The sequence below is a fragment of the Pectobacterium sp. CHL-2024 genome, from assembly GCF_044751765.1.
Classification (GTDB): Bacteria; Pseudomonadota; Gammaproteobacteria; order Enterobacterales; family Enterobacteriaceae; genus Pectobacterium; species Pectobacterium brasiliense.
The window spans coordinates 376214-397703 of the sequence record NZ_JBIXKO010000003.1; the positions used below are offsets into that span (position 1 = coordinate 376214).

General features: G+C 52.3%; 23 protein-coding genes. 14 read left to right on the plus strand and 9 right to left on the minus strand.

The annotated features are described in order from the left end of the window. Positions 1–31 precede the first annotated feature (31 nt). From ACIPUG_RS08380 to ACIPUG_RS08405, 6 genes are all read left to right on the plus strand, one after another. Positions 32–832, plus strand: coding sequence for a glycerophosphodiester phosphodiesterase family protein (locus tag ACIPUG_RS08380; protein ID WP_039555140.1), 801 nt, complete (start codon positions 32–34; stop codon positions 830–832). Positions 833–1003: 171 nt separating this feature from the next. Beyond that, on the plus strand, positions 1004–2446 hold the full coding sequence (gene cysG / locus ACIPUG_RS08385) for a siroheme synthase CysG (RefSeq protein WP_039283042.1): 1443 nt from the start codon (positions 1004–1006) through the stop codon (positions 2444–2446). A gap of 9 nt (positions 2447–2455) precedes the next feature. Then, a complete protein-coding gene (gene cysD / locus ACIPUG_RS08390) occupies positions 2456–3364 on the plus strand; it encodes a sulfate adenylyltransferase subunit CysD (RefSeq protein WP_010299862.1) in 909 nt (302 codons plus the stop codon). Between the two features lie 74 nt (positions 3365–3438). Beyond that, entirely contained in the window at positions 3439–4866 is a 1428-nt protein-coding gene (cysN, locus tag ACIPUG_RS08395; RefSeq protein ID WP_039285240.1) for a sulfate adenylyltransferase subunit CysN, read from the plus strand. Then, positions 4805–5485 (plus strand): adenylyl-sulfate kinase, encoded by a 681-nt coding sequence (cysC, locus tag ACIPUG_RS08400; RefSeq protein ID WP_400338119.1) that lies wholly within the window; start codon positions 4805–4807, stop codon positions 5483–5485. Before cysN ends, cysC begins: the two co-directional genes overlap by 62 nt. 55 nt (positions 5486–5540) lie before the next feature. After that, positions 5541–5876 carry a DUF3561 family protein gene (locus ACIPUG_RS08405; protein WP_029368162.1) on the plus strand — a complete coding sequence of 112 codons (336 nt, stop codon included), beginning with the start codon at positions 5541–5543 and terminating at the stop codon, positions 5874–5876. A 53-nt stretch (positions 5877–5929) separates the two neighbouring features. On the opposite strand, the gene ACIPUG_RS08410 is transcribed toward ACIPUG_RS08405, so the two are convergent. The 3 genes from ACIPUG_RS08410 to ACIPUG_RS08420 all read right to left on the minus strand — a co-directional run bounded on the left by ACIPUG_RS08410 (position 5930) and on the right by ACIPUG_RS08420 (position 8322). Continuing rightward, the gene (locus ACIPUG_RS08410; protein ID WP_010681590.1) at positions 5930–6652 is read right to left on the minus strand and encodes an amino acid ABC transporter ATP-binding protein; all 723 of its coding nucleotides are present in this window, start codon (positions 6650–6652) and stop codon (positions 5930–5932) included. Then, positions 6639–7403, minus strand: a complete 765-nt coding sequence (locus ACIPUG_RS08415) for an amino acid ABC transporter permease (protein ID WP_010681589.1) — start codon at positions 7401–7403, stop codon at positions 6639–6641. The genes ACIPUG_RS08410 and ACIPUG_RS08415 overlap by 14 nt, the downstream gene beginning before the upstream one ends. A gap of 133 nt (positions 7404–7536) precedes the next feature. Further along, the gene (locus ACIPUG_RS08420) at positions 7537–8322 is read right to left on the minus strand and encodes a basic amino acid ABC transporter substrate-binding protein (RefSeq protein WP_039466034.1); all 786 of its coding nucleotides are present in this window, start codon (positions 8320–8322) and stop codon (positions 7537–7539) included. 331 nt (positions 8323–8653) lie between these two features. On the opposite strand from ACIPUG_RS08420, the gene ftsB reads away from it, so the two are divergent. From ftsB to rpoS, 7 genes are all read left to right on the plus strand, one after another. Further along, positions 8654–8989: a cell division protein FtsB gene (gene ftsB, locus ACIPUG_RS08425; RefSeq protein WP_010681587.1), complete on the plus strand. Its 336-nt coding sequence runs from the start codon at positions 8654–8656 to the stop codon at positions 8987–8989. 3 nt (positions 8990–8992) lie between these two features. Then, positions 8993–9706 carry a 2-C-methyl-D-erythritol 4-phosphate cytidylyltransferase gene (gene ispD, locus ACIPUG_RS08430; RefSeq protein WP_010681586.1) on the plus strand — a complete coding sequence of 238 codons (714 nt, stop codon included), beginning with the start codon at positions 8993–8995 and terminating at the stop codon, positions 9704–9706. 53 nt (positions 9707–9759) lie between these two features. Further along, positions 9760–10257 carry a 2-C-methyl-D-erythritol 2,4-cyclodiphosphate synthase gene (gene ispF, locus ACIPUG_RS08435; RefSeq protein ID WP_014916457.1) on the plus strand — a complete coding sequence of 166 codons (498 nt, stop codon included), beginning with the start codon at positions 9760–9762 and terminating at the stop codon, positions 10255–10257. A gap of 90 nt (positions 10258–10347) precedes the next feature. Continuing rightward, positions 10348–11394 (plus strand): tRNA pseudouridine(13) synthase TruD, encoded by a 1047-nt coding sequence (gene truD / locus ACIPUG_RS08440; RefSeq protein WP_400338120.1) that lies wholly within the window; start codon positions 10348–10350, stop codon positions 11392–11394. A gap of 139 nt (positions 11395–11533) precedes the next feature. After that, positions 11534–12160, plus strand: coding sequence for a protein-L-isoaspartate(D-aspartate) O-methyltransferase (locus ACIPUG_RS08445; RefSeq protein ID WP_010681583.1), 627 nt, complete (start codon positions 11534–11536; stop codon positions 12158–12160). A gap of 471 nt (positions 12161–12631) precedes the next feature. Continuing rightward, the gene (gene nlpD / locus ACIPUG_RS08450) at positions 12632–13654 is read left to right on the plus strand and encodes a murein hydrolase activator NlpD (protein ID WP_039283027.1); all 1023 of its coding nucleotides are present in this window, start codon (positions 12632–12634) and stop codon (positions 13652–13654) included. Between the two features lie 53 nt (positions 13655–13707). Then, positions 13708–14700 (plus strand): RNA polymerase sigma factor RpoS, encoded by a 993-nt coding sequence (gene rpoS, locus ACIPUG_RS08455; protein WP_010299820.1) that lies wholly within the window; start codon positions 13708–13710, stop codon positions 14698–14700. Between the two features lie 105 nt (positions 14701–14805). Here rpoS and proS read toward each other — a convergent pair whose 3' ends face one another. From proS to metN, 6 genes are all read right to left on the minus strand, one after another. After that, positions 14806–16524, minus strand: a complete 1719-nt coding sequence (proS, locus tag ACIPUG_RS08460) for a proline--tRNA ligase (RefSeq protein WP_119873704.1) — start codon at positions 16522–16524, stop codon at positions 14806–14808. A gap of 145 nt (positions 16525–16669) precedes the next feature. Then, positions 16670–17386: a tRNA (N6-threonylcarbamoyladenosine(37)-N6)-methyltransferase TrmO gene (tsaA, locus tag ACIPUG_RS08465; protein WP_039552010.1), complete on the minus strand. Its 717-nt coding sequence runs from the start codon at positions 17384–17386 to the stop codon at positions 16670–16672. Further along, complete coding sequence (gene rcsF / locus ACIPUG_RS08470; RefSeq protein WP_010681579.1) at positions 17383–17793, minus strand: Rcs stress response system protein RcsF; 411 nt, start codon at positions 17791–17793, stop codon at positions 17383–17385. The genes tsaA and rcsF overlap by 4 nt, the downstream gene beginning before the upstream one ends. A 118-nt stretch (positions 17794–17911) precedes the next feature. Continuing rightward, positions 17912–18727, minus strand: a complete 816-nt coding sequence (locus ACIPUG_RS08475; protein ID WP_010681578.1) for a MetQ/NlpA family lipoprotein — start codon at positions 18725–18727, stop codon at positions 17912–17914. Between the two features lie 64 nt (positions 18728–18791). Next, positions 18792–19445 carry a methionine ABC transporter permease MetI gene (locus ACIPUG_RS08480; RefSeq protein ID WP_010681577.1) on the minus strand — a complete coding sequence of 218 codons (654 nt, stop codon included), beginning with the start codon at positions 19443–19445 and terminating at the stop codon, positions 18792–18794. Next, a complete protein-coding gene (metN, locus tag ACIPUG_RS08485) occupies positions 19438–20469 on the minus strand; it encodes a methionine ABC transporter ATP-binding protein MetN (protein WP_039466041.1) in 1032 nt (343 codons plus the stop codon). The genes ACIPUG_RS08480 and metN overlap by 8 nt, the downstream gene beginning before the upstream one ends. 180 nt (positions 20470–20649) lie before the next feature. Between metN and gmhB the strand changes: the two genes are divergently transcribed. After that, positions 20650–21213, plus strand: a complete 564-nt coding sequence (gmhB, locus tag ACIPUG_RS08490; protein ID WP_039466043.1) for a D-glycero-beta-D-manno-heptose 1,7-bisphosphate 7-phosphatase — start codon at positions 20650–20652, stop codon at positions 21211–21213. Positions 21214–21490 lie beyond the last annotated feature (277 nt).

Consider the following 21490-nt stretch of genomic DNA (forward strand, 5'->3'; position numbering starts at 1 on the left):
GGTTAAACGCAATATAACGAGGAGAATGGCAATGAACTCACTACGAATGACGCCTGCAACAATACGCCTCGGAGGTCATCGAGGCCACAGCGCTGGTGCACCAGAAAACACCCTTGCCGCGTTTAACAAGGCGTTTGAACATGCAGGTTTCGGCGTGACCTGCGAAACCGATCTAAGAATCACGCGTGATGGTGAATTAGTGCTGATTCACGACGAGACGGTTAACCGCACCACCAACGGGCGTGGCCTTGTGCAAGGCATGACCTATTCTGAGCTTGTCAAACTTGACGCTGGGCAGTGGTTCAGTCAGGAATTCGCAGGGGAACGCGTCCCGCGGCTCAGGGATGCTCTGTTGTTCGCCCGTCAGCTCGGCATCATCTATCAGCTTGAATTCAAAGTGTATGACTGCAATGAGATACTCTTCCCGAAGCTGATGAAGCTCATTGATGAACTGGACTGTGCTGACCTGCTGCAATTCTCTTCGTTTGACTATGTTCAACTGAGAGCGATAAAAGCGGCGATACCCGACGTGCCAACCGTTGGCCTGATGCACTCGCGTTTGATTGACCCGGCGGCGCTTGCTCGTCAGGCCAATCTTGATGCGATGAGCATTGAGATCGACCGCTTTGCCCGTGGAGAAGCGCGCCAGCTGCATGACGAGGGGTTTGCGGCCTTCCTCTACTTGCCCGGTTCATACCATCAAGATCGTCAGGACCACGCGGTGGATATCGAAGTACAGGTCGTACAGTGGATTCGCGAAGGCCAGTTGGATCAACTGCTCGGCGACGATGTGGCACAAATGGTCAGGATCAAGAATCAAGCCTGCAACTGAACACCTATGACGCAATCAAATGGATACCCGATTGCGTCAGGCGTCCTGCTGGCGGTTGTAAACGTGTTGTTATTCCATTACGGAACTTGTCATTCCAATTCGGCATTTCATAAGTGTTCTGTCCTCACCGTATAGTCGCATTATCTACTTTTTTGCTTAGTTAAGGCGATTGTGAACTATCTCCCTATATTTGCCGATCTTCGTCAGCGTCCGGTATTGGTTGTCGGCGGCGGCGAGGTTGCTACGCGCAAAATCGATCTACTGCAACGCGCGGGTGCGGAGGTAAAAATTGTCGCGCAGGCGCTGGCCGAACCGTTGGCGGCGCAGCATCAGGCCGGGCAGGTTGAATGGCTGGCGCAGGTTTTTACGCCTGATTTGCTATCCGGCGTATTTCTGGTGATTGCCGCTACGGATGACGCAGAGCTGAATGCCGCGGTATTTGAGGCGGCGAATCAGCGGCATTTGCTGGTGAACGTGGTGGACGATCAGCCAAAGTGCTCGTTTATTTTCCCCTCGATTGTCGATCGCTCCCCGCTGGTGGTGGCCATTTCCTCGGGTGGACAGGCGCCGGTGCTGGCGCGTCTGCTGCGTGAAAAGCTGGAATCATTACTGCCCGCCAGTTTGGGCACGATGGCGGACATCGCCGGAAGCTGGCGCGACAGAATTAAAACCCGACTGCATTCGATGCCGGCACGCCGTCGCTTTTGGGAGCGGCTGTTTGTCGGACGCTTTGCGTCGCTGGTGTCCGCGGGGCAACTGGCGCAGGCCGAAGACGAACTGCAACAGCAACTGGTACATCAGCAAGCAGAACAGCAGCAACCAGCGGCGGCACGTGGTGAAGTCGCACTGGTTGGCGCAGGCCCCGGCGATGCCGGACTGCTGACGCTGCGTGGATTACAGGTGATGCAGCAGGCGGACGTGGTGCTGTATGACCATCTGGTCAGCCCCGACGTGCTGGATTTGGTGCGCCGCGATGCCGAACGCATCTGCGTTGGGAAACGCGCTAGTGCGCATTCGTTGCCGCAGGATGAGATTAATCAGCTACTGGTGAAGCTGGCGCAGGAAGGGAAGCGGGTAGTGCGCCTGAAAGGGGGCGATCCCTTTATTTTTGGCCGCGGCGGTGAAGAGCTGCAAGCGGTGGCGCAGGCCGGAATCACGTTTCAGGTGGTGCCCGGCGTGACGGCGGCGGCGGGCGTCACGGCGTATGCGGGGATCCCGTTAACGCACCGTGACTACGCGCAGAGCGTGCTTTTTATTACCGGACACTGTCGCCCGGATGGCGATTCGCTGGACTGGTCGACGCTGGCGCGTGGCCGTCAGACGCTGGCGATTTACATGGGAACCATGAAGGCCGCCGAGATTTCACAGCAGCTGATCGCGCATGGCCGTTCATCGCAGACGCCCGTTGCTGTGATCAGTCGCGGCACCCGACACGATCAGCAAGTGCAAATTGGCACGCTGCAACAGTTAGAACATTTGGCACGGCAAGCGCCGACACCGGCGCTGCTGGTGATTGGCGAGGTGGTGGATTTACACCATCAGATTGCCTGGTTTGGTCAGACAACGCCGACGGTGCCGCAAGACAGCCGCCCAGCGGTAGTAAACTTGGCTTAAGGAAAGGGTATGGACGAGAAACGACTCACGCATTTACGGCAGCTTGAAGCCGAAAGCATTCACATCATCCGCGAAGTAGCGGCCGAGTTCAGTAATCCGGTGATGATGTACTCCATCGGCAAAGACTCTTCGGTGATGCTGCATCTGGCGCGCAAGGCGTTCTATCCGGGATCGCTGCCTTTCCCGCTGCTGCACGTTGATACCGGCTGGAAATTTCGTGAAATGTACGAATTCCGCGATCGGACGGCGAAGGCCTACGGCTGTGAACTGCTGGTGCACCGCAACCCGCAGGGTGAAGCGCTGGGGATTAACCCCTTTGTGCACGGCAGCGCCAAGCACACCGACATCATGAAAACCGAAGGGCTGAAGCAGGCGCTGGATAAATACGGTTTTGATGCCGCGTTTGGCGGGGCGCGCCGCGATGAAGAGAAATCGCGTGCCAAAGAGCGTATTTACTCCTTCCGCGACCGTTTCCACCGCTGGGATCCGAAGAATCAGCGCCCGGAGCTGTGGCATAACTACAACGGCCAGATTAATAAAGGCGAGAGCATCCGCGTTTTCCCGCTCTCCAACTGGACCGAGCTGGATATCTGGCAATACATCTATCTGGAAAACATCGATATTGTTCCACTGTATCTGGCCGCGCCGCGTCCGGTGGTGGAACGCGATGGCATGCTGCTGATGGTGGATGACGATCGCATCGATCTGCAACCCGGTGAAGTGATCGAACAGCGCATGGTGCGCTTCCGCACGCTAGGCTGCTGGCCGCTGACGGGCGCGGTGGCATCAGAGGCGCAAACGCTGCCGGAAATCATCGAAGAGATGCTGGTTTCCACCACCAGTGAGCGTCAGGGAAGGGTAATTGACCGCGATCAGGCCGGTTCAATGGAGCTGAAAAAGCGTCAAGGGTATTTCTGAGGAATCGTCGAATGAGCCAAACTTCGTTAAAAGACACAGCGGCAGACAATGCGGCTGAGAAAGATGCCGTCATCATCAACAATGCGATTGCACAGCAGATCGCCGAGCAGGGCGGTGTGGAAGCGTATTTACACGCGCAGCAGGATAAAACGCTGCTGCGTTTCCTGACCTGCGGTAGCGTCGACGATGGAAAAAGTACGCTGATAGGCCGTTTATTGCACGATACGCGCCAGATTTATGAAGATCAGCTCAGTACGCTGCACAATGACAGCAAGCGTCTGGGCACGCAGGGTGAAAAACTGGATCTGGCGCTGCTGGTCGACGGTCTTCAGGCTGAACGTGAGCAGGGCATCACGATTGACGTGGCCTACCGCTATTTTTCCACGGAAAAACGCAAATTCATCATCGCTGATACGCCGGGACACGAGCAGTACACCCGCAACATGGCGACCGGCGCATCAACTTGCGAGCTGGCGATCCTGCTGATTGACGCGCGCAAAGGCGTATTGGATCAAACCCGTCGTCACAGCTTTATTGCGACCCTGCTGGGGATTCGCGATCTGGTGGTGGCGGTGAACAAAATGGACTTAGTGGATTATCAGCAAACGGTGTTTGAGCAGTTTAAGCAGGATTATCTGGATTTTGCTCAGCAGCTGCCTGCCGACCTGAATATCACCTTTGTGCCGATTTCCGCGCTGGATGGCGACAATGTCGCAACGCCGAGTACGACGATGGGCTGGTATACCGGACCGACGCTGCTGGACGTGCTGGAAACGGTCAATGTGGCACAGCGTACGCTGGAGCAGCCGATGCGCTTCCCGGTGCAGTATGTAAATCGCCCGAATCTGGATTTCCGTGGCTACGCGGGAACGCTGGCCTCCGGCATCATCCGCGTTGGGCAACGGGTTAAAGTGCTGCCATCCGGCGTAGAATCCACCGTCAGCCGTATTGTGACCTTTGACGGGGATTTACCGCAGGCGCAGGCGGGTGAAGCGATTACGCTGGTGCTGGCGGATGAGGTGGATATCAGCCGTGGTGACCTGCTGATCGACAGCAGCGAATCGCTGAAAGCGGTGCAGCATGCGCTGGTGGATGTCGTCTGGATGGCGGAGCAGCCGCTGGTGCCGGGACAGAGCTACGACATCAAGATTGGCGGTAAGAAAACGCGCGCTCGGGTCGAGAATATTCAGTATCAGGTTGAGATCAATACGCTGACGCAGCGCGTCGCGGAGAACCTGCCGCTAAATGGTATCGGTTCGGTTGAGCTGATTTTTGATGAGCCGCTGGTGTTGGACAACTATCAGCACAATGCGGTGACGGGCGGGATGATCTTTATCGATCGCCTGAGCAACGTCACGGTTGGTGCGGGGCTGGTGCGGGAACCTATCGAGCAGGTGTATCAGGAGCCGGGCGCGCACAGCGCGTTTGAGTTGGAACTGAATGCGCTGGTACGTCGCCACTTCCCACATTGGGGTGCGCGTGATCTGCTGGGAGGCAAATAACGTGTCTTTACGCGATGAACCGACTGACGGGAACGTCGTCTGGCATGCGCACGATGTCACCCGTGAGTCGCGCGAGAAATTGCATGGTCATCAGGGCGTCGTGATCTGGTTTACCGGGTTGTCTGGATCCGGTAAATCCACGCTGGCGGGGGCGCTGGAACAAGCGCTACATCAACGTGGCGTGAGCACCTACCTGCTGGATGGCGACAACGTACGGCACGGGTTGTGCCGCGATTTAGGCTTCACCGACGACGATCGGCGCGAAAACATCCGCCGCGTGGGTGAACTCGCCAAACTGATGGTGGACGCGGGTCTGGTGGTCCTGACCGCATTTATCTCGCCGCACCGCGCCGAGCGTAAAATGGTGCAGGATTTATTGGGCGAAGGGCAGTTCATCGAAGTCTTCGTGGATACGCCGTTAGCGACCTGTGAAGCGCGCGATCCTAAGGGATTGTATAAAAAAGCCCGTGCGGGAGAGCTGCGTAATTTCACTGGGATCGACTCGGCGTATGAAGCGCCGGAAGCGCCGGATAGTCATCTGGATGGCGAACAATTAGTAACAAATTTGACAGACCAATTGTTAGATCTGCTGGGCAAGAGAGCTATTATCAAGCTCTGATATCCCGCTTTTTTCACCGTGCTAGTGGGTGATGAGGGGAAGAATGGGAAAGATTATGCAAAATGCCACGCAGTTAACGATTAGCAAGACTCGGCCAGCGCAACAAGAAGAAGATGACGGCGTTTCCTACCTGTTTATGGGGGCGGTAACGGGGTTCTCCTTTTATTGGTTGGCCTTTACTATCCCTTTTCTGGTATACGGCTCTAATACCACGTTTTTCTTCATGCTCTACACCTGGCCGTTTTTTCTGGCGCTGATGCCGTTTTCAGTGCTGGTTGGCGTCGGGTTTAGCTTTCTGCTGAGAGGCTATCTTTTTTATACGCTTTTTGCGACAGGACTGACGGTGGTCTGTCTGTTTTGGCTGGTATTTTCTTTTCTGACGGGGTGGTAAAAGGAAAAGGCTGCCAGCATGGAAGATGCTGACAGCCCATGGTCTTACCGTATTTACAGTATCTTGCTCAGGAAAGCCTGCGTGCGCGGGTTACTCGGGTGAGTAAAGATCGCCTCTGGCGTTCCCTGTTCCTGAATGACTCCCTGATCGATAAAGATCACTCTATCGGCCACTTCTCTGGCAAAGGCCATTTCATGGGTCACGATGACCATCGTCATGCCTTCATTCGCCAGCGTTTTCATAACCGCTAACACTTCGCCAACCAGCTCCGGGTCCAGCGCGGATGTCGGTTCATCGAACAGCATGATCGCGGGTTCCATCGCTAATGCGCGGGCAATCGCGACACGCTGTTGCTGTCCACCGGACAGGCTATTCGGCCAGGCATCGATTTTATCCAGCAGGCCAACCTTGCTGAGCAACGCTTTAGCCCGTTCAACGGCCTGTGCTCGCGGCAATTTTTTCACATCCATCGGTGCCATAATGATGTTTTCCAACACCGTCATGTGCGGAAACAGATTAAAGCGCTGAAATACCATCCCCACGCTTTCACGCACGCGATTGATATTGGTTTTCTGATCGTGAATGGCAAAACCGTTGACCGTGATCTCGCCTGCCGACAGCGTCTCCAGTGCGTTGATGCAGCGCAGAAAGGTACTTTTTCCTGAACCAGATGGGCCAATCAGGCAGAGCACTTCCTGAGGTGCGATGTCGCAGGAAATACCGCGCAGGACATGCGTATCACCAAACTGTTTTTGCAGGTTTTTAACGTGAATCACTTTTGCCAAACCTCGTTTCCATGTGCCGCACCAGCAGCGAAAGCAGGAAAGTAATAACCCAATAAACGATAGAAATCGTCAGGTAGGGTTCCCAGTACGTGGCGTAAGCCCCTGACACCGTACGAGCGGCATAGGCGAGATCCGCCAAGCCGATTGCCGAAGCCAGCGATGAATCTTTTACAATCGCGATAGCGTTGTTGCCCAGCGGCGGCAGCATGCGGCGAAAAGCCTGCGGCAGAATGACTTTCCGCATGGTGCGGCCATAGCTCATACCGAGAGAGCGTGACGCTTCCATCTGGCCGCGATCGATCGACTGAATGCCGGCGCGGAATATCTCAGAGACATAGGCACCCGCATTCAGCGTAATTGCCACGATGCAAGAGAGGAACGCGCCGTAATCTGAGCGTAGCGTGCGGGCAAAGTCGACCGACATAATATTGCTGGTCACCAGCAGCCCGTCACGCGGATTGATGAACAGTGGCACCAGCGCGAAGTGCACCACCATGATTTGTACAAACAGCGGCGTGCCGCGGAAGGCGCTGATGTAGATGCGTACCGGCCATTGCACGCCGTAGTGCAGGATGTATTTCCACGGTCCGTGCGGTGCCTGCGCTAAGCGACCTAATCCGAGCGTTAATCCCCAGCAGGTGCCAAGAATGACACAGATAATGGTGCATTTGATGGTCATCCAGGTGCCTTCCATAAACAGCGGGGCATATTCCTGAATGATCTCCCAACGAAATCCCGTCAAGATCGTTTCCTTTTTTGAATAGGCTAACGTAATGATTACTCTAAATTAAACCGGACAGGCTAGCTGTCCGGTTAATGCGACGTCTCGTGTGAGGCGGTGGAGACCTGGAGAGGTGCGCAGTGTCTTGCAGGCGTTATTCTGCGGGTAAGGTCGGAACGTTGTTATCAAACCAGGTTTGATAGATCTTGGCGTAGGTGCCATCAGCAACGATTTTTTTCAGCCCGGAGTTAATCTTCGCGCGCAGCTGATCGTTGCCTTTCGCGACGGCGATCCCGAAATACTGGCGTTCGAATTTAGCGTCGGAAACCAGATTGAACTGTTTTTCAGGGTGCGTCTTAATGTAAAACTTCACCACGCCCACGTCGCCAACCGCTGCACCCACACCATCTTCATACAGCTCTTGTAACATTAACGGGGTGTTATCAAAGCGCTTAATCGATGTACTGTTTTTACCTAATACATCGGAGACCACGATATCGGCAGTACTGGAGTTCACAACGCCGACTTTGTGATCTTTCAGCGCCGCAATTGAGTCGATCGTCGAGCCTTTAGGCACCACAATGGACTGCTCGGCTGGGAAATACGGTGCGGAGAAATCGACCATTTGCTTACGTTTGTCGGTAATTGTGATACCGGAAATGATAATGTCACGGTCGCCGGAGTTAAGGGTCGCGAAGATCCCTTCCCACGGCGTATTGATCAGCTTGATATTAAAATTCTCCGCCTTGGCGATCGCTTTAATAATATCAATATCAAAGCCTTCCAGCTCTTTCTGCGCATTTTCAAATTCAAAGGGACGATAGGTTCCGCCAGAGCCAACAACGTAAGTTGGCTCTGCAGCGAAGGCGCTGGTGGGGAGTACGGTAGTGGATAGGGCGGTGGTGAAGAGCGCACCAACGAATAACAATTTTTTGAACATGGTTTTCTCCTGGTTTAAATGTAAAACTTTCTTTTTTTATGCACTTTGTATGCATAAAAATACACAGATAGCATTAATGGTTCAACTGACGTTTTTCCTATGGACGGTTTTAGTCAGGCAGATGCTATGCGCTTGCGTCTTTTGATGAATAGAAAGTACGAGAGGATGAATGGACGACGTGAGTGTGGCGCGGGCGCGCGTTTGGCGTGCTCTTCTGCCCGAAATATCCCCATTTGGGCTCGCGGCAGGGTGAATATTGCCTCCCACTGCCGGACACAGTGGAGTCGAAACAAAAGTTATGGGATGATTAGGCGGTTTTTCAGGGGGCGGGATGGGAAAGCTTACGCTGTTATTATTGATATTGCTTGGCTGGCTTCAGTACTCACTGTGGCTGGGCAAGAATGGCATTCATGATTATGTTCGGGTGAAAGATGATGTTGTTGTCCAGCAGGGGAACAATGCCAAATTAAAAGACCGTAACGAACAGCTGTTTGCTGAAATTGACGACCTCAATGGCGGACAGGAAGCGATTGAAGAGCGTGCACGCAATGAGCTGGGGATGATTAAACCCGGTGAAAGCTTCTATCGTCTGGTGCCAGAATCGAACCATCGTAACGCGAATACGACGTCATCTAATAACGCTCCATCCAACAACACACAACGTTGACGCATGCAGACACCACGCCTTTCCCCGCCTGACATTGTTGCCGTTTTACCCGCTGCGGGTAACGGCAGCCGGATGCAAAACGATCGTCCTAAGCAGTATCTGACGATTGGCAATGATGCGACCGGCCATAAAACCATTCTTGAACATACCATCGACGCGCTTTTACGCCATTCACGCGTGCAGCGTGTCGTCGTCGTTATCAGTCCTGATGACGCATTCTTTCATACCCTGGCGATTGCCAACGATCCCCGTATTTGTGCCGTAACGGGTGGGCAGCAGCGTGCGGATTCCGTGCTGGCTGGGCTGTCCGCCGTTGCCGATAGCGCATGGGCGTTAGTGCATGACGCGGCGCGTCCGTGTCTGCATCAGGACGATCTGACGCGCCTGCTGGCGATTGTTGAGCAGAGTGACGTTGGTGGAATTCTGGCCGCGCCGGTTCGTGACACCATGAAGCGCGGTACGGACGGGTTTATCGATCGCACGGTAGAACGTAACGATTTATGGCATGCGCTGACGCCGCAGCTTTTTCCTGCTGCGCTGTTGAAACAGTGCCTGCAACGGGCGCTTCAGGATGGCGTTGCCGTCACAGATGAAGCCTCCGCGTTGGAATACTGTGGCTATCGCCCGCAAATTATCAGCGGACGTTCGGATAATATCAAAGTCACTCGTCCAGAGGATTTGGCATTAGCCGAATTCTATTTAACCAGTTTGCAGTAACCCCATTTTATTCGCTAAATTTATTCGTTAAATACAGATAAGGAGAACGCGCGATGCGTATCGGTCACGGTTTTGATGTCCATAAGTTCGGTGGAGAAGGTCCGCTGGTGATCGGTGGCGTGCGAATTCCTTATACTCAAGGCCTGCTGGCGCATTCCGATGGGGATGTGGTGCTGCATGCCGTGACCGATGCCCTGTTGGGGGCCGCCGCGCTGGGTGACATTGGCAAGCTGTTTCCTGATACCGATCCGGCCTTTAAAGGCGCGGACAGCCGTGGCCTGCTGCGTGAAGCCTGGCGTCGTATCAATGAAAAAGGCTACCAGTTGGGCAATCTGGACGTCACGATTATTGCGCAGGCGCCGAAAATGGCACCACATATCCCGCAAATGCGCGTAAATCTGGCGGAAGATTTGCAGTGTCATATGGACGACGTCAATGTGAAAGCGACCACAACAGAACAGTTGGGCTTTACTGGTCGCGGCGAAGGCATTGCCTGCGAAGCCGTTGCGCTGCTGGTGAAAAAAGGAACGGGCGAAATTGTTGCGTGGTAAGCGATAGTCTTATCAGTCATAGAAAGTTAACAGTATAAAAAACAATGTCGTGGCCGTGCGTCATCCGGCCATGCACTTTGTAGGATAACGATGGAAAATAACGAACAACTCGTCTGGTTGCATGGTGAACCACAGGCTACTGGCTCATTGAAATCCACTGCTGAAGATTTTCTGGTGGTGGAAGATCTGGGGTTTCAACCAGATGGTGACGGTGAGCAGGTATTGGTGCGCGTGCGCAAACGCGGTTGCAATACGCAATTTGTGGCCGAGATGCTGGCGAAATTTGTTCGTCTACCGCTACGTGCCGTTAGCTATGCGGGCCTGAAAGATCGTCATGCTGTCACCGAACAGTGGTTCTGCCTGCACATGCCGGGAAAAGAGACGCCTGATTTCTCCTCGCTGGCGCTTGAAGGCTGTGATGTGCTTGAGGTGACTCGCCATCGCCGCAAGCTGCGGATCGGTACGCTGCGAGGTAACCATTTTACGCTGGTGCTGCGTCAGGTTAGCGACCGAAACGAGGTCGACGCGCGTTTGGCGCTGATCGCCGCGAACGGCGCACCTAATTATTTCGGCAGCCAGCGTTTCGGGCGCAACGGAAATAATCTTGAGCAGGCTCGTCTTTGGGCAAATAACGAGATTCGGGTAAAAGAACGCAGTAAGCGGAGTTTTTATCTTTCCGCCAGCCGCAGTGCGATGTTTAATCAGGTTGCCAGTGCACGACTCGCGGAGCAGAAGGCGAAAACGGTCTTGTGTGGTGATGCATTGCAGCTAACAGGGCGCGGTAGCTGGTTTGTTGCTAAGCCTGATGAATTAGACGTTTTACAGACGCGCCTTGATGCGGGCGAACTCCAGATTACCGCGCCGCTGCCTGGTGATGGTGAACTGGGCACGCAGGATGACGCGCGGGTATTTGAAGAACAGGCTTTGCTCGGACAAGACACGCTGTGGTCTTTGATTAAGCGTGAACGGGTCGAACCTGCCCGGCGTGCGGTGCTGCTGTATCCGCAGCAGATGCACTGGGAATGGCAGGACGATGCGACCGTGGACGTGAAGTTTTGGCTACCTGCGGGCAGTTTTGCGACCAGCGTGGTGCGTGAATTGCTGCATTCACAGCAGGATACCGATCTCGGTGCCTGATGTACTGCGATACGTTTTTGCAGAAAATAGTTGAAAAGAATAATGCTGGCAACCGTGCGATAGCGGCGGTTAGCTTACCCCTGTGCGGGAAAATTGCTGTATTGGTGACGAGGTTAACCAGAGCTGAGGTCGGCGGGGAATGGTAAACAAGCGTATAGAAACGTTGTTGGCGCAGCTGCGCCAGCAGGGCATTCAGGACGAACGTCTGCTGAAGGCGATAGAAGCCGTACCCAGAGAACGTTTTGTTGATGAGGCTTTCGAGCATAAAGCGTATGAAAATACCGCTCTGCCTATTGGTTCCGGCCAGACGATTTCGCAGCCCTATATCGTTGCGAAGATGACGGAACTGCTCAGCCTGACGCCCGAATCCCGCGTGCTGGAGATTGGCACTGGGTCGGGTTATCAAACGGCAATTCTGGCGCATTTGGTGCGGCACGTTTGCTCGGTTGAGCGCATCAAAGGGCTGCAATGGCAGGCTAAACGTCGCTTAAAGCAGCTTGATCTGCATAATGTTTCTACCCGTCATGGCGATGGGTGGCAGGGCTGGGCGTCGCGCGGGCCGTTTGATGCCATCATCGTCACTGCTGCACCGCCGGAAATTCCCCGAGCGCTGATGGAACAGCTTGATGAAGGCGGCGTGATGGTGTTGCCTGTTGGTGAACAGTCACAATACTTACAAATTGTTCAACGCCATGCTGGCGAATTTATTATTCAAACGGTTGAAGCTGTTCGGTTTGTTCCGCTGGTCAAAGGGGAATTAGCCTGATACCGTGGCGTTGGTATGCATTTGTTGTTAAGTCTTTAAAATTTCAACACAACTGTTTTATAGTGCGAACTTGTTGATATTGTTAGCATCTAATCATCGTGGTGCCTTTCTCGTTTTGCTTATGCGCCAGCGATGGTGAAGTAGCGATCTTTCTCGTTCCAACTAACGAATAAATCACCGGATACCGGTTACGCTACAATCACTTACGCAACGGGCACCCGTTAAGCGAGAGCAGATGCGAGGCAAACATGTCCGAATTGAGTTCTGAGTATTACTGTTTTTTGAATGTTATATAGCCTAAATAGTTCGAGTTGCAGGCAGGCGGCAATCGCACGAATCCCCAGGAGCTTACATCAGTAAGTGACTGGGGCGAGTAAGAGAAGCCAACGCACATGCAGCTTGAAATATGACGGATATAGTTACTTTTTTGAACGCTATAGTTATAGGGGAGTAAGGCGCATGGGAAGCCGAATGATGAATTTGCGTCACATTGCTGCTTGTACGGTGATTGTCTTAGGATTGGCGGGATGTACCAACAATAATTCCAAATCCGCACCGATCAGCAGCGTTGACGGAAATACGGGCAACCGAGGGGGAATGTTATCTGCGCCACCATCACGCATTTCAACGGCGGGTGAAAGCGTTGCAACAACGTCCGACGGACGAATTGTTTACAACCGCAGCTACGGTAATATTCCGAAAGGCAGCTACAGCGGCGGCAATTCCTACACGGTTAAACGGGGCGATACCCTGTTTTATATCGCGTGGATTACCGGTAATGACTACCGGGATCTGGCGCAACGCAACAATATTCCTGAGCCATACAGCCTGAATGTGGGGCAATCACTGAATTTAGGCAGCGGATCTGGCAACAACGCTTCGGGCGGTGGCCTGACGAGCGGTGGTGGAATGTTGGCAACCACCGATGCCACCCGAGGTGGTATACCTACGCCGCCATCAAGTGCGCAAATACAAACTACATCGGTTGATTCTCAGTCAACTAATGCGTATTCTGGTAATCAGGGTAAACAGAATGTAGGTAAGATGTTACCTACGACAGGGGCACCAACAACCGCTCCTGTTTCCGCACCAGCGGCTGTTGCCAGCAGCAATACGGCTGCTGTCGGCAGTTGGCGTTGGCCTACCGATGGGAAAGTCATAGATAGTTTCTCCGCTTCTGAGGGGGGAAATAAAGGGATTGATATCGCCGGCTCACGTGGGCAACCGATCACCGCAACCGCCAGTGGGCGTGTGGTGTACGCGGGTAATGCGCTACGTGGTTACGGAAATCTGATAATCATCAAACATAATGATGACTACCTCAGTGCCTATGCCCATAACGATACGATGCTAGTCCGTGAGCAACAAGACGTCACGGCAGGACAAAAAATCGCTACGATGGGCAGTACGGGCACCAGCTCAGTTCGCTTGCACTTTGAAATTCGTTACAAGGGGAAATCCGTAAACCCGCTGCGTTTTCTGCCGCAGCGATAAATCGGGCAGAGTATTTCGGTATTCTGCCAAGGGATCACGGGTAGGAGCCACTTATGAGCCAAAGTACGCTGAAAGTTAACGAGTTACATGAAGATACCGATTTCGAAGAAAATGGACTTGACGTTTTTGACGATAAAGCGCTGGCAGAGGAAGATACCAATGATAATGACTCGGCGGAAGACGAGCTGTTATCGCAAGGGGTCCCACAGCGTGTCCTTGACGCAACGCAGCTCTATTTAGGAGAGATCGGCTATTCGCCGCTTTTAACCGCAGAAGAAGAAGTTTATTTTGCCCGACGCGCGTTGCGTGGCGATGTCCCATCGCGCCGCCGGATGATCGAGAGTAACCTGCGGCTGGTGGTGAAAATTGCCCGCCGATACAACAATCGTGGTCTGGCGCTGCTGGACCTGATTGAAGAGGGGAACCTCGGCCTGATCCGTGCGGTTGAAAAATTCGATCCAGAAAGAGGATTCCGTTTTTCAACCTACGCAACCTGGTGGATTCGACAGACGATAGAACGGGCGATCATGAATCAAACCCGCACCATCCGTTTGCCGATTCACATTGTCAAAGAACTCAACGTTTATCTGCGCACCGCGCGCGAACTGTCTCATAAACTGGATCACGAGCCGAGTGCGGAAGAAATCGCCGAACAGCTTGATAAACCTGTTGATGACGTCAACCGCATGCTGCGCCTGAATGAACGTATTACTTCCGTCGATACTCCGCTGGGTGGCGATTCGGAAAAAGCGCTGCTGGATATTCTGGCAGACGAAAAAGATAACGGACCTGAAGACACCACTCAGGATAACGATATGAAGCAGAATATCGTTAAATGGTTGTTTGAGCTTAATGCCAAACAGCGTGAGGTGTTGGCGCGTCGTTTCGGCCTGCTAGGGTACGAAGCGGCTACGCTGGAAGATGTGGGTCGTGAAATCGGCTTAACGCGTGAACGTGTTCGCCAGATTCAGGTTGAAGGCTTACGCCGCCTGCGGGAAATTTTGCAGGTTCAGGGGTTGAGCATTGAAGAACTGTTTCGTGAATAATTCGTGACGCGTTACTGATGTCTTGAAATAAAAAATGGTGGGGAAACCCACCATTTTTTTATGTCTGTATTCGCCCTTTCGCGTGAAAGGGCGGTCCGACGGCAGTTAGCGTACGATATTCGCCAGCAGGAAATCGATGATTTCGCTGGTTTTAATCATTTGCTTTTCACCGACCCGACGGTTCTTATATTCAATCTCTTCGCTATCCAGATTGCGATCGCCAATGACGATGGTATGCGGCACGCCAATCAACTCCATATCGGCGAACATCACGCCTGGACGCTCTTTGCGGTCATCCAGCAGAACTTCAATGCCCTTAGCGCGCAGTTGCTGGTAGATATCCTCAGCCACTTCCTTCACGCGGAAAGATTTGTGCATGTTCATTGGCAGAATAGCAACGTGGAAAGGTGCAATCGCGTCTGGCCAGATGATGCCGCGTTCGTCATGATTCTGCTCAATCGCCGCTGCGACAACGCGCGTCACACCAATACCGTAGCAACCCATCGTCAGCGTCTGGTTACGGCCGTCTTCACCTTGAACTGTCGCTTTCAGCGCTTCAGAATACTTGCTGCCCAGTTGGAAAATATGGCCCACTTCGATACCGCGTTTAATTTGCAGTGTGCCTTTGCCGTCTGGACTGATGTCGCCTTCAACTACGTTACGGATATCTGCAACCTGCGGTAGCGTAACGTCACGTTCCCAGTTGATACCAAAATAGTGTTTGCCATCAATGTTCGCGCCAGCGCTGAAATCGCTCATCGCCGCAACGGTACGATCGACAACAACAGGAATCGACAACTTGACTGGGCCAAGTGAACCTGGACCTGCACCGATAGTTGCACGAATCTCTTCTTCCGTTGCGAATGTCAGCGGGCTGGCAACCTGAGCAATTTTCTCCGCTTTGATTTCATTCAGTTCGTGATCGCCGCGAACCAGCAGGGCAACCAGTTTATGGCCGCTCTCTTCCGTTGCTTTAACCAGCAGCGTCTTCACGGTTTTTTCTACTGGCAACGTAAACTGCTCAACCAGCTCGGCGATGGTCTTGGCATTTGGCGTATCAACCAGACGCAACTCTTCCGTCGCTTCAGCGCGGCCTAACTTCGGCGCGACAGCTTCTGCCAGTTCAATGTTTGCCGCGTAGTCGGATTCCGTTGAGAAAACGATATCGTCTTCGCCGCTGGTCGCTAGCACCTGAAACTCATGGGAGGCATTGCCACCGATAGAACCGGTATCCGCCTGAACGGCTCTGAAATCCAGATCCATGCGGCTGAAAATCTGGCTGTAAGCGGCGTACATCGCGTCGTAAGTGACCTGCAATGATTCCTGCGAGGTATGGAAAGAGTAGGCGTCTTTCATCAGGAATTCACGTGAGCGCATGACGCCAAAACGTGGGCGCACTTCATCGCGGAATTTGGTTTGAATCTGGAAGAAATTCAGCGGCAGCTGCTTATAAGAGCTGACTTCATTACGAATCAGATCGGTAATCACTTCTTCGTGCGTTGGGCCGAGCACAAATGGGCGCTCACCACGATCGACAAAACGCAGCAGTTCTGGGCCATATTGATCCCAACGTCCACTTTCCACCCATAAATCGGCAGGCTGAACAACGGGCATGGACACTTCAATCGCGCCAGCGTTGTTCATCTCTTCGCGCACGATATTTTCAACTTTTCTCAAAACACGTAAACCGGTCGGCAACCAGGTGTAAAGACCTGAGGCCAGTTTACGAATCATTCCTGCCCGGAGCATCAACTGATGGCTGATGACTTCTGCATCGGCTGGCGTCTCCTTGAGTGTGGAGAGCATGTATTGGCTAGTACGCATGGGGTTTTAGTTCCGTTAGAACGACAAGTAGCATAGGGCTGCCGCGCAGCCGAAGGCACATAAAAAGTGGCTTAGTTTACCAGCGTGGACGACGTGTCAAAAGAGAGCAGGGACAATTTTAGAATATATTGCTGCGGTTCGTGTATTAACACGTATGTGACGGGTCGAGACTTAACACTTCGGTTTGTTCTTCGCTGACGCGCCAACGCACATTGAATTCCAATAGTAAAACGGCGTATTCCCGTGTAGTGCTTTCCCCTTTACGGTAGGCGGGGCGCGGATCCTGTGCCAATACCTGAGAGATAAAGCGTTTTAACTGGGGATATTTCTTTTGGTGTTCTGCGATCTGGCTTTCCGCAAGAGGGGAAAAAGCGACGGGCATCGCGGCATCGGGTGCCATTTGGGCAAATCCCGCTCGCGCCTGAGGATGGCTTTCTGCAAAGGGTAGATAAGGTTTGATATCGACGACCGGTGTGCCATCGACCAGATCGAGACTGCCTAAGTCGAGCGTAATGACATCGCCTTTTGCTCGGATGCCTTTTAATTCAACCAGCGACATACCAACAGGATTAGGACGGAAGGTGGAACGCGTCGCGAAAACGCCTGTACGTGTGTTTCCTCCCAGACGCGGTGGTCGAACTGTCGGACGCCAGCCGCCTTCCATCGTTTGATGAAAAATGAACACTATCCAAATATGGCTGAAATCTTCCAGCCCCCGCACACAGTCTGCCTGATTGTACGGCGGTAATAGCTGAAGCTCTCCGCCTCCGTCTTCAATCAGACCCGGCTGCCGCGGAATGGCAAACTTTTCTTTATACGGTGAGCGGATAATCCCGATCTGATTGAAAACAAATTGACTCATTGTGCAGAAACTTTCAGCGCGGTGCCTTGGCAAACGACCTGACTGTAGCAACCCGCTACGCCGCTGACGGTTTGGCATTCATGCAGTAAAACCGCATTAGCTTTCATTGCCGTTGCGCGGTTTTGCATTCTTTTACGCGCATTTGCCGCGTTAGGGGGAGAGTCCTGAGCGCTGACCTGACATGAGGAGCCTGAAACTTCGCCCATATCACGGAAAGGTTTACCGACTAATTCTTCTGCACTTTTATATAACACCGCTGGCGTCGGGCGAGCCACAGGCTTCGGTTTAGGCGCAGGTTCTACAGTTTTGGTTTCAATCGCGGGTTGAGGTGCCGGTGCCGGTGGCTTCTGAAATAAAGAACAGCCTGTCAGCGACATGGCCAACAATATAAAGGGAACAGCACGCATTAAGGATTCCTCTGCTTTTTCTCAAAGAGCGGGTATTGAAGCAAGCAATTGCACAAATAACAAGACGGGCCGTAGCCCGTCTTACAGATATCTTTTAATTAAACGCGTTAGGATGGGATTACCAACCTTTCACTGCGCCGCCATTAAAGATTTTATTTGCTGCGTCATTCACTTCATCAGACTGATAAGCCTGAACGAATTTCTTCACGTTTTCAGCGTCTTTGTTGTCTTCGCGTGAAACCAACAGGTTTACATACGGAGAGTCTTTCTCTTCAACAAACAGGCCATCTTTGGTCGGCGTCAGGTTAATCTGGCTAGCGTAAGTGGTGTTGATTACAGCCAGCGCGATTTGTGCGTCATCTAAAGAACGTGGCAGCTGTGGTGCTTCCAGCTCTACCAGTTTGATGTTTTTCGGGTTTTCAGTCACATCCAGTACGGTTGGCAGCAGACCAACGTTGTCTTTCAGTTTAATCAAGCCGACTTTTTGCAGCAGCAGCAGAGAACGGCCCAGGTTGGTTGGATCGTTTGGCAGCGCAACTTGAGCACCATCTTGCAGCTCATTCAGCGATTTGATTTTTTTGGAGTAACCCGCGATTGGGTAAACAAAGCTGTTGCCGACAGAAACCAGTTTATAACCACGATCTTTGATCTGCTGATCCAGATAAGGTTTGTGCTGGAAGGCATTCAGGTCGATGTCGCCTTTGCTCAGAGCTTCATTTGGCAAAACGTAGTCGTTGAATGTGACCAATTCAACGTCCAGGCCGTATTTGTCTTTCGCCACTTTCTGCGCGACTTCCGCCACTTGCTGCTCTGCACCAACAATAACGCCGACTTTAATATGATTAGGATTCTTTTCTTCCTGACCACATCCCGCTAGCGCCAGAGCACCAATAAGTGCGCCAATGGTCGCAATAGATTTCAGTTTAATCGCCATATCCTTACCCCTAATTAATTATTCTCTTGGCAGATGCCTGTATGGCAAATGCGTATTGTGATGACTACTTGTGTGTGACAGCTTTTACTGCCCTGTCGCCGCAGAATTGAATCAGGTAAACCAAAACAACCAGTAATATTAATACCGTATTCATGACCGTCGCGTTATAACCAATATAACCATACTGATAACCAATTTGACCTAAGCCGCCTGCGCCCACGGCTCCACCCATAGCAGAATAGCCTACGAGTGTGATTAGCGTGATAGTTGCGGCATTAATGAGTCCCGGTAATGCTTCTGGCAGTAATATTTTTCTGATGATTTGCATTGGCGTTGCACCCATCGCACGAGCGGCTTCGATCAGGCCGGTAGGAATTTCAAGCAGCGCATTTTCCACCATGCGGGCAATAAACGGCGCTGCACCTACGGTGAGAGGAACGATAGCCGCTTGCAGACCAATCGAGGTTCCGACAATGATGCGGGTAAAAGGAATCATCCACACCAGCAAAATAATGAATGGAATCGAGCGGAAGATGTTTACCAGTGCAGAAACGGTCCGGTAGAGTTTTGGGTTGGCGATGATTTGCCCTGGACGTGTGGTATACAACAAAACGCCTACGGGTAAGCCAAGCACAAAGCCAAAGAAACCAGAAACGAACGTCATCGCGACGGTTTCCCATACTCCCTTAGCCATTAACCACATCATTGCTTCAGACATAACCCAGAACCTCAATTGTAACGTGACTTTCCTGCAGAAATTGGATTGCGGCTTTGATATCCGCATCGTTGCCGTGCATTTCTGCCAGCATGATGCCGAACTTAACGCCACCGGCATAATCCATCTGGGCGCTGATAATGTTGTTGTTGACGTTAAAGCGTCGAGCAACCTCGGACAGCAGCGGAGCATCCACCGATTTACCCGTAAACTCCATTCGTAATAGCGGTGTGGAATCCGGGCGAGAGTCAGGAGACAGACGAGTGAGGTAATCGTCTGGGATGTCCAGGTGTAACGTTGACTGAATGAATTTCTGCGCCAGCGGCGTTTTCGGGTGTGAGAAGACTTCGCTTACGGTGTCCTGCTCAATGAGTCGCCCGTCGCTGATCACCGCAACCTGATCGCAAATGCGTTTCACCACGTCCATCTCATGGGTAATAAGAAGGATGGTTAGACCGAGGCGGCGATTGATGTCTTTCAGTAACTCAAGAATCGAACGGGTCGTTGCAGGATCCAACGCGCTGGTCGCTTCGTCACACAGCAGAACTTTAGGATTGCTAGCCAGTGCACGGGCAATGGCGACGCGCTGCTTTTGTCCGCCGGACAAATTGGCTGGGTAGACATCATGCTTATCTGCCAGTCCAACCAACTCCAACAACTCATTGACTCGTTTGGTTATGTCGGCTTTCGGCGTGTTATCCAATTCCAGCGGTAGTGAGATGTTGCCAAAAACTGTGCGCGAAGCGAGCAGGTTGAAGTGTTGGAAAATCATGCCGATTTGACGGCGTGCACGTGTCAACTGGCTATCTGACAGCTGAGTCAACTCTTGCCCATCGACCAGCACTTTCCCTTCTGTCGGACGTTCCAATAAATTGACGCAGCGGATTAGTGTACTTTTACCTGCGCCTGATGCGCCGATAACCCCATAAATTTGCCCGGTGGGAACATGAAGGCTGACATCAGCAAGCGCGGTAATTGTTCGCCCGTTTTGCTGAAAAACCTTAGTAATATTAGAAAGTTCAATCATATGTTTTTTATCGTGAGTGCCTATGGCTGGACAAATCAGTTTCTGAATTAACAGAATATGAAATGGATGTTAGGGCGTCTAGACGTCTAAGTCAATCGGGATTGTCATGGCTCCGCATTCTCCCTATGCGCGAAAACATGCGATACTACTGCGTAATTTAGGCATTCAGGAGCAAAGTCAGTGGCACAAAGCGTTCCAGCAGTTTTTCTTGATCGTGACGGCACGATCAATGTCGATCACGGTTATGTTCATGACATTGACCATTTTCAATTTATTGACGGCGTCATTGATGCCATGCGTGAGTTGAAAAGCATGGGGTTTGCGCTGGTTGTGGTGACGAATCAGTCCGGCATCGCCCGCGGTAAGTTTACAGAAGATCAGTTTATGCAACTGACGGAGTGGATGGACTGGTCACTGGCCGATCGTGGTGTTGATCTGGATGGCATCTATTTTTGTCCGCATCACCCTGACGCTGGGGAAGGTGAGTATCGTCAGAGCTGTGATTGCCGTAAGCCTGAGCCGGGCATGCTGCTTTCCGCACAGCGTGAACTGAACATTGATATGGCGGCTTCTTATATGGTGGGAGACAAATTAGAGGATATTCAGGCTGCAATTGGCGCTGGTATAGGAAAAAAACTGCTGGTTCGTACTGGTAAACCCGTCACTGAGCAAGGCGAGGCACTGGCCGATGGTGTGCTGGAAAGCCTCGCAGACCTGCCAAAATGGATAAAAACGCGCAGTTAACAAGCGGAACGAATGAAAGATGCGCAAACAGAAAAAACTTTACGAGATTTGCTTGCGCTTCTGAATCGGCTCCCTATAATGCGCCTCCATCGACACGGCGCTGTGAACACACAACCGGGTCGGTAAAGAAAGAGAAAACACTTTAAAATAAGCGTTGACTCTGAAGGTGAAAAGCGTAATATACGCCACCTCGCGAAGTGGTTAAGACCACAACGCACTGCTCTTTAACAATTTAATCAGACAATCTGTGTGGGCACTCACAAGACCGTATCTTAAC

Excerpts from the sequence above, each read along its gene's own strand:
- ACIPUG_RS08380 (WP_039555140.1), top strand. The coding sequence starts at position 32 with ATGAACTCACTACGAATGACGCCTGCAACAATACGCCTCGGAGGTCAT.
- cysD (WP_010299862.1), top strand. The coding sequence starts at position 2,456 with ATGGACGAGAAACGACTCACGCATTTACGGCAGCTTGAAGCCGAAAGC.
- cysC (WP_400338119.1), top strand. The coding sequence starts at position 4,805 with ATGCGCTGGTACGTCGCCACTTCCCACATTGGGGTGCGCGTGATCTGC.
- ACIPUG_RS08405 (WP_029368162.1), top strand. The coding sequence starts at position 5,541 with ATGCAAAATGCCACGCAGTTAACGATTAGCAAGACTCGGCCAGCGCAA.
- ACIPUG_RS08420 (WP_039466034.1), bottom strand. The coding sequence starts at position 8,322 with ATGTTCAAAAAATTGTTATTCGTTGGTGCGCTCTTCACCACCGCCCTA.
- ftsB (WP_010681587.1), top strand. The coding sequence starts at position 8,654 with ATGGGAAAGCTTACGCTGTTATTATTGATATTGCTTGGCTGGCTTCAG.
- ispD (WP_010681586.1), top strand. The coding sequence starts at position 8,993 with ATGCAGACACCACGCCTTTCCCCGCCTGACATTGTTGCCGTTTTACCC.
- ispF (WP_014916457.1), top strand. The coding sequence starts at position 9,760 with ATGCGTATCGGTCACGGTTTTGATGTCCATAAGTTCGGTGGAGAAGGT.
- truD (WP_400338120.1), top strand. The coding sequence starts at position 10,348 with ATGGAAAATAACGAACAACTCGTCTGGTTGCATGGTGAACCACAGGCT.
- ACIPUG_RS08445 (WP_010681583.1), top strand. The coding sequence starts at position 11,534 with ATGGTAAACAAGCGTATAGAAACGTTGTTGGCGCAGCTGCGCCAGCAG.
- nlpD (WP_039283027.1), top strand. The coding sequence starts at position 12,632 with ATGATGAATTTGCGTCACATTGCTGCTTGTACGGTGATTGTCTTAGGA.
- rpoS (WP_010299820.1), top strand. The coding sequence starts at position 13,708 with ATGAGCCAAAGTACGCTGAAAGTTAACGAGTTACATGAAGATACCGAT.
- proS (WP_119873704.1), bottom strand. The coding sequence starts at position 16,524 with ATGCGTACTAGCCAATACATGCTCTCCACACTCAAGGAGACGCCAGCC.
- tsaA (WP_039552010.1), bottom strand. The coding sequence starts at position 17,386 with ATGAGTCAATTTGTTTTCAATCAGATCGGGATTATCCGCTCACCGTAT.
- rcsF (WP_010681579.1), bottom strand. The coding sequence starts at position 17,793 with ATGCGTGCTGTTCCCTTTATATTGTTGGCCATGTCGCTGACAGGCTGT.
- ACIPUG_RS08475 (WP_010681578.1), bottom strand. The coding sequence starts at position 18,727 with ATGGCGATTAAACTGAAATCTATTGCGACCATTGGCGCACTTATTGGT.
- ACIPUG_RS08480 (WP_010681577.1), bottom strand. The coding sequence starts at position 19,445 with ATGTCTGAAGCAATGATGTGGTTAATGGCTAAGGGAGTATGGGAAACC.
- metN (WP_039466041.1), bottom strand. The coding sequence starts at position 20,469 with ATGATTGAACTTTCTAATATTACTAAGGTTTTTCAGCAAAACGGGCGA.